The following is a 15,877-nucleotide window of genomic DNA, read 5'->3' as shown; positions in this document are numbered from 1 at the left end:
TCAGAAGTCCAGCTGCGCGCTGAAGTAGAGGACGTGACGATGATCGTAGTTATTGTCGGCCCAGGTGGTGGGCTGGTTATCAAGGCGCTGTTGCAGCATGCCGGCCAGCTCCACATTGGTTTTGGCCACTGCAATGCGCTTGGCCACCCGCAGGTCGACCCGTTGGAAGCGATATTGATTGAGTGCGTCGTCGCCATAGTAGAACACTGCGCTGGACCAACCCTGGCCCCATTCACGCAGCCATCCGGCCGAGCCGCTGTTGCGGGCGGTTTGCGCCTTGTCCAACGGGTTGCTGGAGGAGGCGTCGACATAAGCATAGGTCAGGCGCAGGCGGTCGGCGTTGCTCACGCGCCAGTCCAACTGTGATTCTGCCCCGGTAAAGCGCGAGCTGTTGGCGTTGCTGGCGATGTATTGGTTGTTGCGCAGTGGCGAGCTGATCATGTCGGTGATTTCGTCATAGAACAGCTTCACGTCGACATTCAGCCCCAGGTCGGCAAAGAAACCGTTGTAGCCCAGCTCTCGTGAGCGCATCAATTCTTTGTCGAGGTTGCCGGGGCCGCGCGTCACGACAAAATATTGCCCGGAGTCTTGCCCATAGGCCGGGGAGCTGAGATTGGTGACGCGGTAGCTCCAGTTGACGTTGTTCTCGAACATGTCCGGCGAGCGGACCGCCTCGGAGTAAACCGCCCGCAAGCCATGGCGTGGGTTGATCAGGTAATTGACCGCCACCCGCGGCGTCAGGGAGTGGCCGCTCAGGTGGGTGTCCTCGTACATGGCACCGCCCTGCAGCAGCCAGTGTTCGCTGGCCCGCCATTCCAGCTGGCCGAACAGGCGCCAGGTGGTGTCATCGAGTGTGCCGTTGAAGTAGGTGTCCGAGTCGGCGCGGTCGTAGCGGTAATTGAAACCGCTGAGCAGGCGCAGGCCGTCGGACAGGCTGAGGGTGTCTTGCAGTTCCAGGTCGTAGCGGCTTTCCCGGGTACTTTGGTCGATATCGCCGCAGACAGGGTCCTTGCCACCCTGATGTTTCCACTGATCGAGCACCTGGTTGGCCAGAGCCTGTTCAGCGGCGCTGCCGGGTGGGGCGGAGCCTTGGCTGTAGGTCTCCATGTTGCGAGCCAGCCGTTCGGCGTAGTTGGGGTTGAGCTGCCATAACTGGGTCAGCTGCGGGCTGAATGAGACCTTCGCGTCACAGGCTTTCCAGATTTGCCGGCGATCCCACTGCTGCGCCGATCCCTGGATGTACAGGCTGTGGTCGGGGTTGAAATCGAAGTTCCAGCGCAGTGAGCCTGCGTAGTCCTTGGCGGTGACGTCGGAATTGTTGCCACCTTCGGTAATGCCATCAAATACCGGCGTGTAGGTATAAGGGCGCTGGTTGGTGCCTTCCTTGACGTTCAGCTGCCAGTCGAGGCTCTGTTGCGCGTTCAGGGTCTGGCTTACCGCCAGGCTGAAACGGTTGAGGCGCCGTCCATCACGGCGGTCGGCGCCGACGGCGTTACTGTCAAAACCATCGTCCTGTTGCCCGGACAGGGACAGGCGCAAATCGCCGGTCTCCCACCCCACACCCTGGCTGGCATAGAAGTCGTTGATCCCGCGTTCGCCACGGGTGACCTTCATGCGCGAACCCTGGCTGTTGGCCGGCGAGCGGGTGAGGATATTCACCACCGCCATCAGCGCGTTGGCGCCATAGCTGACGGTGTTGGGGCCGCGAAATACCTCGATGCGCTCGATATCCTCCATGGCTACCGGGATATCGCTCCAATCCACCGTGGCCAGGCCGGCGCGATACACCGAGCGACCATCGATCAACACCTGCATGCGCCGTGCATCACTGGCGCTGGTGCCGTGGTAGTTCACCGACGCCTGGTTGCCAGTGGTGTAGCCGAGCATCATCCCGGGCACCAGCCGCAGCAGTTCCGAGATGTCCCGGGCGCCGCTGGCCTTGATCAGCTCGCTGTCGATCACCGTCATGCTGCCGGGCACGGCGGCGGCCGATTGCTTGAGGCGCGTGGCGGTCAAGACCTGCGGCAGCGGTTGCCCGTCGAGAAACAGATCGTCAGCCAGTGCAGGCAGGCTGCACAACAGCATCAACAATAGAGATGAGCGAGGAGGAGGGCCCAGATACACGGCACGGCCTTGTTAATGACGGATAGCCGCCCATGTTAACTGAGGCGGGGCTATTTGCCAGTCGTCGGATTTGCAATTACTTAGCACAGCCGTGGCATTTTCCGACAGGCGTGCGAATTGATACGGGGGCTGGCCGCAAGCGGGGCGCCCCGTATAATGCCGCCATCGCCACTGGTATGGATTAACGGATTGCATATGACAGAACAGCGCCCTATCGCGGTCCTGGGAGGCGGAAGTTTTGGTACCGCCGTGGCTAACCTGCTGGCCGAGAACGGCCAGACGGTGCGTCAGTGGATGCGCGACCCCGAGCAGGCCGAAGCGATTCGCGTGCATCGTGAAAACCCCCGTTACCTTAAAGGCATCAAGATTCATCCGGCGGTCGAGCCGGTCACCGACCTGCTGGACACCCTCACGGCCTGCGACCTGTGCTTTGTCGCGCTGCCCTCCAGCGCTTTGCGCTCGGTGCTGGCCCCCCATGCCGAACGCCTGGCAGGCAAGCTGCTGGTCAGCCTGACCAAGGGGATCGAGGCCCAGACCTTCAAGCTGATGAGTGAAATCCTCACAGAGATCGCGCCTCAGGCACGCATTGGCGTGCTGTCCGGGCCGAACCTGGCGCGGGAAGTCGCCGAGCACGCCCTGACGGCCACGGTGGTCGCCAGCGAAGACGAAGCCTTGTGCGAGCGTGTGCAGGCGGTGTTGCATGGCCGTACTTTCCGGGTCTATGCCAGCGCCGACCGTTTTGGCGTCGAATTGGGTGGGGCACTGAAAAACGTCTACGCGATCATTGCCGGCATGGCCGTGGCCCTGGGCATGGGGGAAAACACCAAGAGCATGTTGATCACCCGCGCCCTGGCCGAGATGACCCGCTTTGCGGTGAACCAGGGCGCCAACCCGATGACGTTCCTCGGCCTGGCAGGCGTGGGCGACTTGATCGTCACCTGCTCATCGCCCAAGAGCCGTAACTATCAGGTCGGGTTTGCCCTGGGCCAGGGCCTGAGCCTGGAGGAGGCGGTGACGCGCCTGGGCGAAGTGGCCGAAGGGGTTAACACCCTCAAGGTACTCAAAGCCAAGGCCCAGGAAGTCGGCGTGTATATGCCGCTGGTCGCCGGGCTGCACGCGATCCTGTTCGAAGGGCGCACCTTGGACCAGGTCATCGAGCTGCTAATGCGGGCCGAGCCCAAGACCGATGTCGACTTTATTTCCACCAGTGGTTTCAACTGAGGACGCATCATGAACGATCCGAAAGCCCCGCCCAAATACGAGTCGATTGCCTTGCGCGTCCTGTGGATGCTGGTATTCGCGCTGGTGTGGCAGGTGGCGCAATTGCTGCTCGGCGCGCTGGTGGTGGTGCAGCTGGTTTACCGTCTGATCTACGGCGCGCCTAACCTGGGCCTGATGAACTTTGGTGACAGCCTCAGCCAGTTCCTCGCGCAGATCGGTCGCTTCGGCTGCTTCCACACTGAGCAAAAGCCCTGGCCGTTCGCCGATTGGCCAGCCCCGCGTGCCCCGGAAGGCGAAGCCGCTCACAGCGTGCCACCGACTCCGCACCCCGTGCGTGATGAAGAGCCAAAACTATGAAGTTGTGGATTCTGCGCCACGGTGAGGCCCAAGCGCATGCCCGTACCGACGTCGAACGCAACCTCACCGAGCATGGGCGCGCCGAAGTATTGCGCAGCGCTGCGCACCTGATTGGCCAGCCCCTCAGCGCCATCATCGCGAGCCCCTATGTGCGGGCGCAGCAGACGGCGCATCTGGTGCAGGAAGCGTTGGGGTTCAAGCCGCAGATCCGTACGGTGCCGTGGCTGACGCCCGATGGTAACCCGCAGCAGGTGCTGGAAAAACTCGACACCGACGACAACGTGCTGCTGGTCAGCCACCAACCCCTGGTGGGTAGCCTGATCAGCTTCCTGCTGCACGGGCATCAGCGCCAGCCACAGCCGATGTACACGGCCAGCCTCGCAGAGCTTGAGGGGGACTTTCCGCTGGCCGGCTTGATGAGCCTGGTCGATGTGAAGAATCCGTAGATAGGTATTTACACAGCGTTGGTGCGACGCTGGACTTGTGGCCTGACGACGATCTAAATGTGGGATGGGGCTTGCCCCCGATGGCGGTGGGTCAGCATCCAGATGCATTTGCTGACACTCCCTCATCGGGAGCAAGCCCCCTCCCACATTGGATCTTCGCTATCTTGACCATTTCGTTCGCTTGACTGACCGGGGCCGCGCCAAAATCACGTAGATGCCTAAGCCCGATAGCGGCCTTATAACCTATTGCTCCAGCAGGCCGTTGCCTTTGTATGTGCTATACAGTCAACCAAGCAAGTGCTTGGTTGACTGTTTGGCGGATCACAAAGGAGCGCGTCCCATGCCTGTCGCTTTTCGTTTGCCGTTGCAGGTTTTCTTCGAGCGTGAAGCGCGGCACCCGCGCAAGGTCTTCCTGGTGCAGCCCCTCGATGGCGGCGAGGTGCAGACCCTCACCTGGGGCGATGTTGGCCACCAGGCCCGGTGCGCCGCCCATTGGCTGCGTGCCCGGGAGTTGCCCCAGGGCTCGCACATCGCCTTGATCTCAAAAAACTGTGCGCATTGGATCATCGCCGACCTGGCCATCTGGATGGCCGGGCATGTCTCGGTGCCGCTCTATCCCAATCTCACCGCCGACTCCGTTACCCACGTTCTGACCCATTCCGAGGCGGCGTTGGCGTTGATCGGCAAGCTGGATGACTGGCCGGCGATGGCGCCGGGTATTCCAGCGGGTGTGCCGACCATCGGCCTGCCGCTGTGCCCGGCGGGGACGTTCGATTTCAGCTGGGCGGACCTGCAAGCCTGCTCACCGATCCAGGACAACCCCGAACCCCTTGCCTCGACACTGGCCACCATTGTCTATACCTCCGGGACGACCGGGCTGCCCAAAGGCGTGATGCACACGTTCGGTGCCCTGGGCTTTGCCGCTACCCGCGGCACCGAGTTGTTTGGCCTGGGGGAAGAAGACCGGCTGCTGTCCTACCTGCCGCTGTGCCATGTGGCCGAACGCATGTTTGTGGAAATGGCCTCGATCTACACCGGGCAAACCGTGTTTTTTGCGCAAAGCCTGGAGACCTTCCTGACCGATTTGCGCAGGGCACGGCCGACGGCGTTGTTTGGCGTGCCCCGCATCTGGACCAGATTCCAACTGGGGGTCTACGCCAAGCTCCCGGAAAAGCGCCTCGAGACCCTGCTGCGCCTGCCGTTCATCGGCAAGCGTGTCGGCCATAAAGTGCTGGCGGGCCTGGGGCTGGATGCGCTGCGCATCGCCCTGTCCGGCGCAGCACCGGTGCCCGAGGCGCTGTTGCGCTGGTATCAGCGCCTGGGCCTGGACGTGCTGGAGGTGTATGGCATGAGCGAAAACTGTGGCTATTCCCATGTGTGTACCCCGGGTGCACAGAAGCTAGGCTGGATCGGCCTGCCATGCCCTGGCGTGGAAGTGCGCATCGATCCGGCGGGCGAGGTGCAGGTGCGCAGCGGCGCGACCATGCTGGGCTATTTCAAGGACCCGCAGAAAACCGCTGAAACGCTCACCGAGGACGGCTTCCTGCGTACCGGTGACAAGGGTGAGCAGGACCCTGACGGCCGCCTGCGCCTGACCGGGCGCCTCAAGGAGATCTTCAAGACGAGCAAAGGCAAATACGTGGCCCCGGCACCGATCGAAAATCGCCTGGCCGAACATGCGCGCATCGAACAGGTCTGTGTGGTCGGGGAGGGGCTCGGCGCGCCGATAGGGCTTTGTGTGTTGTCGGCGCCGCATGAGGACCACCGAACCCTTGGCGCCGGTCTTGAACGCTGGCTGGAACAGATCAACGCTGTCCTGGATAAACATGAGCGCCTGCGCCAACTGGTAGTGGTGAAAGACAGTTGGGCGGTGGAAAACGGCTTCCTGACCCCGACCTTGAAGATCAAGCGCAACGTGATCGAGTCGACGTACGGGCCACAATTGCAGGCATGGAGCGCGCGCACCGAAACCATTCTGTGGCAGGATTAGGCACGTAATAAAATCAACAAGGACAATCCTATGAGCCTGTGGCGCACCCAACCGAATATCGAACAACTCAATGCGATGCAGAAAAACACCATCGGCGAGTTGCTGGATATTCGTTTCGAAAGCTTCGACGACGAATCCCTCACCGCCAGCATGGTGGTCGATCACCGCACCCATCAGCCTTACGGGCTGTTGCACGGCGGCGCCTCGGTGGTGCTGGCCGAGAGTGTCGGTTCCATGGCGGCTTACCTGTGCATCGACGCGAGCAAGTTCTATTGCGTGGGCCTGGAAGTCAACGCCAACCACCTGCGTGGCGTGCGCAGCGGGCGGGTGACGGCGGTGGCCAAGGCCATTCATATCGGACGCACGACCCAGGTGTGGGACATCCGCCTGAGCAGCGACGACGGCAAGGCCAGTTGTATCTCGCGCCTGACCATGGCCGTGGTGCCGCTGGGCGAAAAACTGCCGGCGCGATAGGCGTGGCGTGAGTGTCATCATTCCTGGCAGTTACAGTCATTGCCGCAGGACGCCGGCATGGTGACAATCCACCTCTGTTTTCGTCGATGGAACCTGTATGCCGCAGCATGTGTTTTTTACCCACGCCAATGGCTTCCCATCGGCCACCTACGGCAAGCTGTTTGCCGCCTTGGCCCCGGAATATACGGTGGCGCACCTGCCGCAGCACGGTCACGACCCCAGGTTCCCGGTGGATGATAACTGGCAGAACCTGGTGGATGAGTTGATCCACCATCTGGAACAGCAGCCAGAGCCGGTGTGGGGCGTGGGCCATTCCCTCGGGGGCGTGCTGCACTTGCACGCAGCCATGCGTTGCCCGCAGTTGTACCGGGGCGTGGTAATGCTGGATTCGCCGGTGCTGACCCGGGCGGACCGCTGGGTGATCCGTGCCGCCAAGCGTTTTGGCTTTATCGACCGCCTGACGCCGGCTGGGCGCACCCTCGGCCGCCGTGAAGAGTTCACCGACCTTGACGCCGCACGCAGCTATTTTGCCGGCAAGACCCTGTTTCGTGGCTTCGACCCCGATTGTTTTGACGCGTACCTGCAACATGGCCTGCAGCAAGTGGGCGACCGCCTGCGCCTGCGTTTCGATCCGGCCACCGAAATCAGCATCTATCGCGGCGTACCCCATACCAGCCCGGGCCAGGTGCGCCAATTGAAGGTGCCGCTGGCGGTGGTGCGTGGGCGCCAGAGCCGTGTGGTGATGCGCCACCATGCCAGTGGCGTCGACCGCCTGCCCATGGGCGAAATGCTCACCATGCCGGGCGGCCATATGTTTCCCCTGGAACGCCCTCAGGACACCGCCACCTTGATCAAGAACCTGTTCGCCCGTTGGCAAGCCCGCGAGCGCAGTTGCGCATGAGCATACCTGTCGAAGAAGTTCGCCTGAGCCTGCCGCACATCGAGTTGGCGGCTCATCTGTTCGGCCCCGAGGATGGCCTGCCGGTGATCGCCCTGCATGGCTGGCTGGACAACGCCAACAGTTTTGCGCGCCTGGCGCCCAAGCTGCACGGCTTGCGTATTGTCGCGCTGGATCTGGCGGGGCACGGGCACTCGGACCATCGTCCGGCAGGGGCCGGTTATGCCTTGTGGGATTATGTCTATGACGCGCTGCAGGTCGCCGAGCAATTGGGCTGGCAACGTTTTGCATTACTTGGCCATTCCCTGGGTGCCATCGTCTCCCTGGTGCTGGCCGGAGCCTTGCCGGAGCGTGTGACGCACCTGGGTTTGATCGATGGCGTGATCCCTCCGACTGCCAGTGCCGAGAACGCGGCCGAGCGCCTGGGCATGGCCTTGCAGGCGCAAATGAGCCTGCAAGACAAGCGCAAGCCTGTCTACGGCACGCTCGATCGAGCGGTTGAGGCGCGGATGAAGGGCGTGGTGGCGGTCAGTCGTGAAGCCGCCGAACTGCTGGCCCAGCGCGGCCTGATGCCAGTGCCTGGCGGTTACACCTGGCGCAGCGACAGCCGCCTGACCTTGGCATCGCCGACGCGCCTGACCGATGAGCAGGCCATGGCTTTCGTAAGGCGCGTAGGTTGCCCTACGCAGTTGGTGGTCGCGGCTGACGGCATGCTGGCGAAACATGCCGAATTGCTTTCCCAACTGCCCTTCACCGTCACCACGCTGCCAGGTGGCCATCATTTACACCTGAATGACGAGCCCGGCGCCGCTCTTGTTGCAGACTGTTTCAATCGGTTCTTCTCCGCGCCTTGACTTGGCGCGGTCAACTGCCGAGGCTGGGCGGATTGAAAGGGAGTCAACCATGTACACACTCAATACCGCTGTCACCCCCATCGGCCAGGGCCCATTGATCCGATGAGCCTGGGTAAAGGATGTCTCCGTGCCCTTGGCCTTTGCTGTTTCAGCCCCCTGGTGTTCGCCGCTGACGTGCCGGGCAGCCAGGATCTGCCTGCCGTGGCCCGCCAGGTTGACGCGCAGATCGTCGATTATCGCCCCGCTGAGGAAAAAGAACGCATCTACCCCATGGGCGCGATCCGCAAGATCAGCGGCCAGTTGCGCTACGAGGGCCAGGCCACCGCACGCGGCCAAGCCACTGCAATCACCTATGAAATGCCCGCCGAGCACAGTTCCAGTGCGGCCTTCACGGCAACGCGCGAAGCCTTGCAGGCCAACGGCGCGCAATTGCTGTTCTGGTGCCAGGCCCGCGATTGCGGCGAAAGCAGCCTGTGGGCCAATGAAGTGTTCGGCAACGCCAAGCTGGTGGGGGCCGATGGCCAGCAGGAATACTTGCTGCTGCGCCTGGCCGCCCCGCAGGACAATTCCCTGGTCGCGCTGTACGGCATCACCCGCGGTAACCGTCGCGCTTACCTGCATGTCGAGCAACTCGACGCCGGCGCGCCTTTGGGTGATCTGTTGCCGACCTCCGCCACCCTGTTGCGTGAACTCAAAAGCACCGGCGAGCTGGACTTCCCGACGCTGGGTGCCGAACCTGACGCCACGTGGCTGACCTTGATTTCCCGCGGCCTGAACCTCGATACCACCTTGCGCATCAGCCTGACCGGGCCCACCGCTGAAGCCTGGCGCCAGGGCCTGGTCGATGCCGGCGTGCGCGCTGCACGCCTGGAAACCGGCACCGGTGACGCTAAGGGATTGCACCTGCATCTGATACGCTGACCGTCATCAGGCGAACGGACCCGCGCCGTTCGCCTAAGCTCTCTTCCAATAGCCTTATTCTCGAGATACCCGATGCTCAATAACGATCGCCTGCTGGTGCAAATCCTGCTGCTGGTGCTGTTCGGTGCCAGCTTCTGGGTCATGGCGCCGTTCTGGTCAGCGCTGTTCTGGGGCGCGGTGCTGGCGTTTGCCAGTTGGCCGCTGATGCGTTTGCTCACGCGCTGGCTGGGCGGCCGGGAATCCCTGGCCGCCGGCATCCTGACCCTGGGCTGGATGTTGCTGGTGGCAGTGCCGCTGGTATGGCTGGGGTTCAACCTCGCCGACCATGTGCGCGATGCCGTGGCGCTGATCAAGGATATCCAGGTCGACGGCTTGCCCGAGGCGCCGTCCTGGCTGGGTTCGATTCCGTTGGTTGGCGAGCGCCTGGCGGGAATGTGGGACAGCATCGATCAACAAGGCGCGGCGCTGATGGTCACCATCAAGCCGTACCTCGGCCAGGTCGGCAATTGGCTGCTGGCGCGCAGTGCGCAAATTGGCGGCGGCATTCTCGAGCTGACCCTGAGCCTGGTCTTCGTGTTCTTTTTCTACCGTGACGGGCCGCGCCTGGCGATGTTTGTGCATCGCTTGCTGGAGCGCCTGATCGGCGAGCGCGCCGGCTATTACATCGAACTGGTGGCCGGCACTGTGCAGCGGGTGGTCAACGGTGTAATCGGCACCGCTGCCGCCCAAGCCTTGTTGGCGCTGATCGGCTTCCTGATCGCCGGCGTGCCGGGTGCGCTGGTGCTGGGCATCGTCACTTTCCTGCTCAGCCTGATCCCCATGGGCCCGCCGCTGGTGTGGATTCCGGCCACGGCTTGGCTGGCGTGGAAGGGCGACTACACCTATGCCGTGTTCCTGGGTGTATGGGGCACGTTCGTGATCAGTGGCGTGGATAACGTGCTCAAGCCGTACCTGATCAGCCGTGGCGGCAATCTGCCGCTGGTGATTGTGCTGCTGGGCGTGTTTGGCGGTTTGATAGCGTTCGGCTTTATCGGCCTGTTTATCGGCCCGACCTTACTGGCGGTGGCCTACAGCTTGCTGACAGACTGGAGTGCCACTCAGGCGCAAGTCCGCCGCGAGGACAAACCCTGTAACTGAGGCGTTCAGGCGCGGGGCAGCCACATGACGGCGGTCAATCCGCCACCAGCTGTTTCTTCCAGGCTCAAATTGCCGCCCAGGCGCTCCGCCGCTTCCTTGGAAATCGTCATGCCCAGGCCGACGCCGCCGGAGTTGCGGTTGCGTGAGCCTTCGAGTCGGTAAAACGGCTCGAACACCGCCTCACGCTTGTCGGCCGCAATGCCCGGGCCGTGGTCAATCACGCGGATGACCAGCGCGTCGCGGCTGTCCGTCAGTTCGATATGTGCCGTGCCGGCATAGCGCAGGGCATTGTCGATCAGGTTGTTGAGGCATGAGCGCAAGGCCATCGGCTGCACTTGCAACGGTGCACAGGTACCGGAAAATTGCACGTCGCTGCCTTGGTCCTGGGCGTTTTCGCTGAGGGATTCCACCAGCGCCTGCACATCGAGCCAGTGCCGTGTCTCGCTGGTGCGTTGTTCGTGCAGGTAGCTCAGGGTGGCATCCAGCATGCCGATCATGTCGTCCAGGTCCTGGCGCATCTGGCCTTGCAGCTGGGGATCCTCGATCTGTTCCAGGCGCAGCTTGAGGCGCGACAGCGGGGTGCGCAGGTCGTGGGAAACTGCACCGAGCATACGTGCGCGTTGGCTGACTTGTTCGCGGATGCGCTTTTGCATGAGGTTGAAAGTCGACGCTGCTTGCCGTGCTTCGCGCGGGCCGGACTCCACCAGAGGCGGGCTGTCGAGGTCGACACTCAAGCGCTCGGCCGCCGCGCTCAGGCGTTGGATCGGCCGACTCAGCAGCTTGGCGCCGTACCAGGCGGCGATGATCAACGAGATAAATTGAAACGTCAGCGGTACCAGCGGGCCACCAAACCAAGGGCGAGGTTCCTTGCGAAGTGGCTTGAGGGTGCCATCCGGTTGTTCGACGAACACCTCGGGAGGCGGGGGCGGTGGCCGGCCGTAGTGGTGGAACCAGAAGATCGCCAGCACGTGGGCCAGCACAATGGCCACCAGCAATAGGCCGAACAATCGCCCGAACAGCGTATTGAGGGTGGCACGCATCAGCCGATATCCCTGGCATCGAACAGGTAGCCTTCGCCGCGCACGGTCTTGATCAGTTGTGGCGCCCTCGGATCATCTCCCAGCTTCTGGCGCAGGCGCGACACCAGCAAGTCGATGCTGCGATCAAAGGCTTCGATGGAGCGGCCGCGGGCGGCATCCAGCAATCGTTCGCGACTCAGCACACGGCGCGGGCGTTCGATGAAGACCCACAGCAAGCGAAACTCGGCGTTGGACAGCGGCACCACCAGGCCGTCATCGGCCACCAACTGGCGCAGCACACTGTTGAGGCGCCAATTGTCGAAGCGAATGTTGGTGCGTTGCTCGCTGCGGTCATCGCGCACCCGGCGCAGGATGGTCTGGATACGCGCGACCAGCTCCCGGGGCTCGAAGGGTTTGGACATGTAGTCATCGGCGCCCAATTCCAGGCCGATGATGCGGTCGGTGGGTTCGCAACGGGCGGTGAGCATCAGGATCGGAATGTCCGACTCGGCGCGCAACCAGCGGCACAGCGACAGCCCGTCCTCGCCCGGCAGCATCAGGTCGAGTACCACCACATCAAAGGTCTCGGCTTGCATGGCTTGGCGCATGGCGGTGCCGTCGGTGACACCCGAGGCGAGGATATTGAAGCGCGCCAGGTAGTCGATCAGCAGTTCGCGGATCGGCACGTCATCGTCGACAATCAGCGCACGGGTATTCCAGCGCTTGTCTTCGGCGATCACCGCGCCTTTTGGCTCTTCGTTTACGGGGGCGGAAGGGGTATGCATAGTGCGATCATCTGCCTGGGTTGTTGCGGTCAGCATAGGCGCCCGGTTCCAAGCCTGGAAGTACCGGGCGGGCGGTCACGTGCGCGAGGCTAGGCCCACGGCGTGTTGAGGGCGTGTCGTGTCTGTATCAGCTTTGAAACAATTGCCCGAAATGGCGTCTCTCGGGCGTTTGATCAGTATTTACCGATCATCGGATCCCGCAACGGCGCTGCTTGCGCTACAATCCGCGCCGATTTCGACTTGCCTGAGAGCCCATTCCAATGTCCGTCTGCCAGACTCCTATCATCGTCGCCCTGGATTACCCCACCCGTGACGCCGCACTGAAGCTGGCTGACCAGTTGGACCCCAAGCTTTGCCGGGTCAAGGTCGGCAAGGAACTGTTCACCAGTTGCGCGGCTGAAATTGTCGGCACCTTGCGCGACAAAGGCTTCGAAGTGTTCCTCGACTTGAAATTCCATGACATTCCCAATACCACTGCGATGGCGGTGAAGGCTGCGGCCGAGATGGGCGTGTGGATGGTCAATGTGCACTGCTCCGGTGGCCTGCGCATGATGAGTGCGTGCCGCGAAGTGCTGGAACAGCGCAGCGGCCCGAAACCGCTGCTGATCGGCGTGACGGTGCTGACCAGTATGGAGCGCGAGGACCTGGCCGGCATCGGCCTGGATATCGAGCCCCAGGAGCAGGTCTTGCGCCTGGCGGCCCTGGCGCAGAAAGCCGGCCTGGACGGCTTGGTGTGCTCGGCCCTGGAGGCCCAGGCCCTGAAGAGTGCCCACCCGTCGTTGCAACTGGTAACGCCGGGTATTCGCCCAGCGGGCAGTGCCCAGGATGACCAGCGCCGTATCCTGACCCCGCGCCAGGCGTTGGATGCGGGCTCCGATTACCTGGTGATCGGCCGTCCGATCAGCCAGGCGGCGGATCCTGCCAAGGCGTTGGCCGCAGTGGTTGCCGAAATAGCCTGATACTCAAGTGAGCACTGTAAAAATTGTGGGAGGGGGCTTGCCCCCGATAGCCATGGGTATTTACATCGCCTTGTAGTGGCCGCCGGTAACCACGATGCGAAGCGAGCCGCTCTTGATCTTGATCTTGATCTTGATCTTGATCTTGATCTGCTTTTGATTTTGATCTTAGGCGCCCCGTTAAACCACGCTGGCCGGAATCCGACAGGGATTTGGGGGGTAAACCGGCAGGGATGCCGGTTTAGCCGCCCCGCGCCATGGATGGCGCGTGGCGGCGACCCTCCAAATCCATGGCGGATTACGGGCACACCGAGCCTAAGCGAGGTGCCGAGTGGTGGGGCAAGAGCCCTTTGGTTACTTTGGGGCTCTTTTCCAAAGTGACCCGCTGTAAAAGCGGAACCCTAAGTGGCCGTTGCCCAAATAACGGATATGTACTCGGTCTGATCCAACATTCTGGTCGGCTGTCAGGCCGCCATCGGAAGCAAGCCCCCTCCCACATTTCGATCTGCAGTGTGTCAGCTGACTTTTAGAACCAACTTGCCAAAGTTCTCGCCGTTGAACAGCTTCATCAGCGTTTCCGGGAATGTCTCCAGCCCTTCGACAATATCTTCCTTGCTCTTGAGCTTGCCCTGGGCCATCCAGCCGGCCATTTCCTGCCCGGCCGCCGGGAAGTTTGCCGCATGATCCATCACCACGAAGCCTTCCATGCGCGCGCGATTGACCAGCAATGACAAATAGTTGGCCGGCCCTTTGACGGCTTCCTTGTTGTTGTACTGGCTGATGGCACCGCAAATCACTACGCGGGCTTTCAGCGCCAGGCGGCTGAGCACGGCGTCGAGAATGTCGCCGCCGACGTTATCGAAATACACGTCCACCCCTTTGGGGCACTCGCGTTTGAGAGCCGCGGGCACGTCTTCGCTTTTGTAGTCGATGGCGGCATCAAAGCCCAGTTCATCCACCAGGAACTTGCACTTGTCGGCGCCACCGGCAATCCCCACCACGTGGCAACCTTTGATCTTGGCGATTTGCCCAGCGATGCTGCCTACGGCGCCCGCGGCGCCGGAGATCACCACGGTGTCGCCGGCTTTCGGCGCACCGGTCTCCAGCAACGCGAAGTATGCGGTCATGCCGGTCATGCCCAGGGCAGACAGGTAGCGGGGCAGGGGCGCCAGCTTGGGGTCAACCTTATAGAAGCCACGGGGTTCGCCGAGGAAATAATCCTGCACGCCGAGGGCGCCGTTCACGTAGTCACCCACGGCAAACTTCGGGTTGTTGGAGGCGATCACTTTGCCGACGCCCAGGGCACGCATCACTTCACCGATGCCGACCGGTGGGATGTAGGACTTGCCCTCATTCATCCAGCCACGCATCGCCGGGTCGAGGGACAGGTATTCATTGCGCACCAGCACCTGGCCATCGGCGGGCGTACCCACCGGCACTTCCTGGTAGGTGAAGGTTTCCCGCGTGGCCGCGCCGACCGGGCGTTTGGCGAGAAGAAATTGGCGGTTGGTCTGGGCGGTCATGGCAAGGACTCTTTAGAAATGAATCATGAGTGATAGACCTTCAGTGGCTGGAGGGCAAGGTTGTCCGTGGGGGACGAATGCCCGTCGATAGGCCTCACTGATAATCCGCCAGGTGACGTTATCACTGCGATCCATGCAGCGCCAACCGGCCTTCTGATAGTGCTGACGCGTTGCTCCCAGTGTTGGCTAGACTCGCTCCATCGCTACTCCTCCCATAGGACGCTTTCCATGAGCATGACGTTTTCCGGCCAGGTCGCCCTGGTGACCGGCGCCGCCGCTGGTATTGGCCGTGCCACCGCGCTGGCGTTCGCCGCCGAGGGCTTGAAGGTGGTGGTCTCCGACCTTGATGTGGCGGGCGGCGAGAGCACGGTTGCGCTGATTCGAGAGGCCGGTGGCGACGCGCTTTTTGTACGCTGCGACGTCAGGCTTGAAGCCGACGTGAAGCAACTGATGGAGCAGACTGTCGTCAGCTACGGGAGACTTGACTACGCCTTCAACAACGCCGGGATCGAGATCGAGAAGGGCAAGCTGGCCGACGGCAGTCTGGACGAGTTCGACGCCATCATGGGGGTTAACGTCAAGGGCGTGTGGTTGTGCATGAAGTATCAATTGCCGTTGCTGCTGGCCCAGGGCGGCGGGGTAATCGTCAACACGGCGTCGGTAGCGGGGTTGGGGGCGGCGCCGAAGATGAGCATCTATGCCGCGTCCAAGCATGCGGTGATCGGCCTGACCAAGTCGGCGGCCATTGAGTACGCGAAAAAGAAGATTCGCGTCAACGCGGTCTGCCCGGCCGTCATTGATACCGACATGTTTCGTCGCGCCTACGAGGCTGACCCGCGCAAGGCCGAATTTGCTGCGGCGATGCACCCGGTCGGCCGCATTGGCAAGGTCGAGGAAATCGCCAGCGCGGTATTGTACCTGTGCAGTGATGGTGCGGCGTTTACCACCGGCCAGGCCCTGGCGGTGGACGGTGGTGCCACGGCGATCTAGGACTTCACCTCATGGACTATTCGAAAAGTGAGTGGGCTGTTGTGAGGGGTTTCCAGGGCTGGCAAAGTGCCTTGTCCGAATATGTATCGGCAGGTAAATAATTCAATAAAATCAATACTTTAATAAATTTTGGCGACGGGGTTGAACCGGCTTCTGTGCTTAACTGTTTTAGGTTTACAGAC

Annotated in this window: 15 protein-coding genes; 11 read left to right on the top strand and 4 right to left on the bottom strand. The window is 62.2% G+C overall.

What is annotated here, in order from left to right; translation table 11 throughout:
• On the bottom strand, positions 1 to 2,124 hold the full coding sequence (locus TU73_RS22690) for a TonB-dependent receptor plug domain-containing protein (RefSeq protein ID WP_331714007.1): 2,124 nt from the start codon (positions 2,122 to 2,124) through the stop codon (positions 1 to 3).
• Positions 2,125 to 2,319: 195 nt separating this feature from the next.
• Here TU73_RS22690 and TU73_RS22685 point away from each other — a divergent pair, with 195 nt between their 5' ends.
• From TU73_RS22685 to TU73_RS22645, 9 genes are all read left to right on the top strand, one after another.
• Positions 2,320 to 3,345 (top strand): NAD(P)H-dependent glycerol-3-phosphate dehydrogenase, encoded by a 1,026-nt coding sequence (locus TU73_RS22685; protein ID WP_057014086.1) that lies wholly within the window; start codon positions 2,320 to 2,322, stop codon positions 3,343 to 3,345.
• Positions 3,346 to 3,354: 9 nt separating this feature from the next.
• Positions 3,355 to 3,702 (top strand): DUF4389 domain-containing protein, encoded by a 348-nt coding sequence (locus TU73_RS22680; protein ID WP_057014085.1) that lies wholly within the window; start codon positions 3,355 to 3,357, stop codon positions 3,700 to 3,702.
• Entirely contained in the window at positions 3,699 to 4,148 is a 450-nt protein-coding gene (gene sixA / locus TU73_RS22675) for a phosphohistidine phosphatase SixA (protein ID WP_057014084.1), read from the top strand. The genes TU73_RS22680 and sixA overlap by 4 nt, the downstream gene beginning before the upstream one ends.
• 340 nt (positions 4,149 to 4,488) lie before the next feature.
• The gene (locus tag TU73_RS22670) at positions 4,489 to 6,138 is read left to right on the top strand and encodes an AMP-binding protein (RefSeq protein ID WP_057014083.1); all 1,650 of its coding nucleotides are present in this window, start codon (positions 4,489 to 4,491) and stop codon (positions 6,136 to 6,138) included.
• A gap of 30 nt (positions 6,139 to 6,168) precedes the next feature.
• Positions 6,169 to 6,612 carry a hotdog fold thioesterase gene (locus TU73_RS22665; protein WP_057014082.1) on the top strand — a complete coding sequence of 148 codons (444 nt, stop codon included), beginning with the start codon at positions 6,169 to 6,171 and terminating at the stop codon, positions 6,610 to 6,612.
• 97 nt (positions 6,613 to 6,709) lie between these two features.
• Positions 6,710 to 7,513 (top strand): alpha/beta fold hydrolase, encoded by an 804-nt coding sequence (locus TU73_RS22660; protein WP_057014081.1) that lies wholly within the window; start codon positions 6,710 to 6,712, stop codon positions 7,511 to 7,513.
• Complete coding sequence (locus tag TU73_RS22655; protein WP_057014080.1) at positions 7,510 to 8,364, top strand: alpha/beta hydrolase; 855 nt, start codon at positions 7,510 to 7,512, stop codon at positions 8,362 to 8,364. Before TU73_RS22660 ends, TU73_RS22655 begins: the two co-directional genes overlap by 4 nt.
• A 102-nt stretch (positions 8,365 to 8,466) precedes the next feature.
• On the top strand, positions 8,467 to 9,285 hold the full coding sequence (locus TU73_RS22650; RefSeq protein WP_057014079.1) for a DUF4892 domain-containing protein: 819 nt from the start codon (positions 8,467 to 8,469) through the stop codon (positions 9,283 to 9,285).
• Positions 9,286 to 9,357: 72 nt separating this feature from the next.
• Positions 9,358 to 10,422: an AI-2E family transporter gene (locus TU73_RS22645; RefSeq protein WP_057014078.1), complete on the top strand. Its 1,065-nt coding sequence runs from the start codon at positions 9,358 to 9,360 to the stop codon at positions 10,420 to 10,422.
• Positions 10,423 to 10,427: 5 nt separating this feature from the next.
• On the opposite strand, the gene TU73_RS22640 is transcribed toward TU73_RS22645, so the two are convergent.
• Positions 10,428 to 11,462 (bottom strand): sensor histidine kinase, encoded by a 1,035-nt coding sequence (locus TU73_RS22640; protein WP_057014077.1) that lies wholly within the window; start codon positions 11,460 to 11,462, stop codon positions 10,428 to 10,430.
• Positions 11,462 to 12,226, bottom strand: coding sequence for a response regulator (locus TU73_RS22635; RefSeq protein ID WP_057014124.1), 765 nt, complete (start codon positions 12,224 to 12,226; stop codon positions 11,462 to 11,464). Before TU73_RS22635 ends, TU73_RS22640 begins: the two co-directional genes overlap by 1 nt.
• Before the next feature lie 260 nt (positions 12,227 to 12,486).
• Here TU73_RS22635 and pyrF point away from each other — a divergent pair, with 260 nt between their 5' ends.
• The gene (gene pyrF, locus TU73_RS22630; protein ID WP_034118948.1) at positions 12,487 to 13,185 is read left to right on the top strand and encodes an orotidine-5'-phosphate decarboxylase; all 699 of its coding nucleotides are present in this window, start codon (positions 12,487 to 12,489) and stop codon (positions 13,183 to 13,185) included.
• A 512-nt stretch (positions 13,186 to 13,697) separates the two neighbouring features.
• Here the strand turns inward: pyrF and TU73_RS22625 are convergent.
• Positions 13,698 to 14,705, bottom strand: a complete 1,008-nt coding sequence (locus tag TU73_RS22625; RefSeq protein WP_057014076.1) for an NADP-dependent oxidoreductase — start codon at positions 14,703 to 14,705, stop codon at positions 13,698 to 13,700.
• Between the two features lie 228 nt (positions 14,706 to 14,933).
• On the opposite strand from TU73_RS22625, the gene TU73_RS22620 reads away from it, so the two are divergent.
• Complete coding sequence (locus tag TU73_RS22620) at positions 14,934 to 15,695, top strand: SDR family oxidoreductase (protein ID WP_057014075.1); 762 nt, start codon at positions 14,934 to 14,936, stop codon at positions 15,693 to 15,695.
• The last annotated feature ends 182 nt before the right edge of the window (positions 15,696 to 15,877 follow it).

The organism is Pseudomonas libanensis (assembly GCF_001439685.1).
GTDB classification, from domain to species: domain Bacteria; phylum Pseudomonadota; class Gammaproteobacteria; order Pseudomonadales; family Pseudomonadaceae; genus Aquipseudomonas; species Aquipseudomonas libanensis.
Note: the sequence above shows the minus strand (reverse complement) of the source record. Positions and strands in the feature narration are given on the sequence as shown.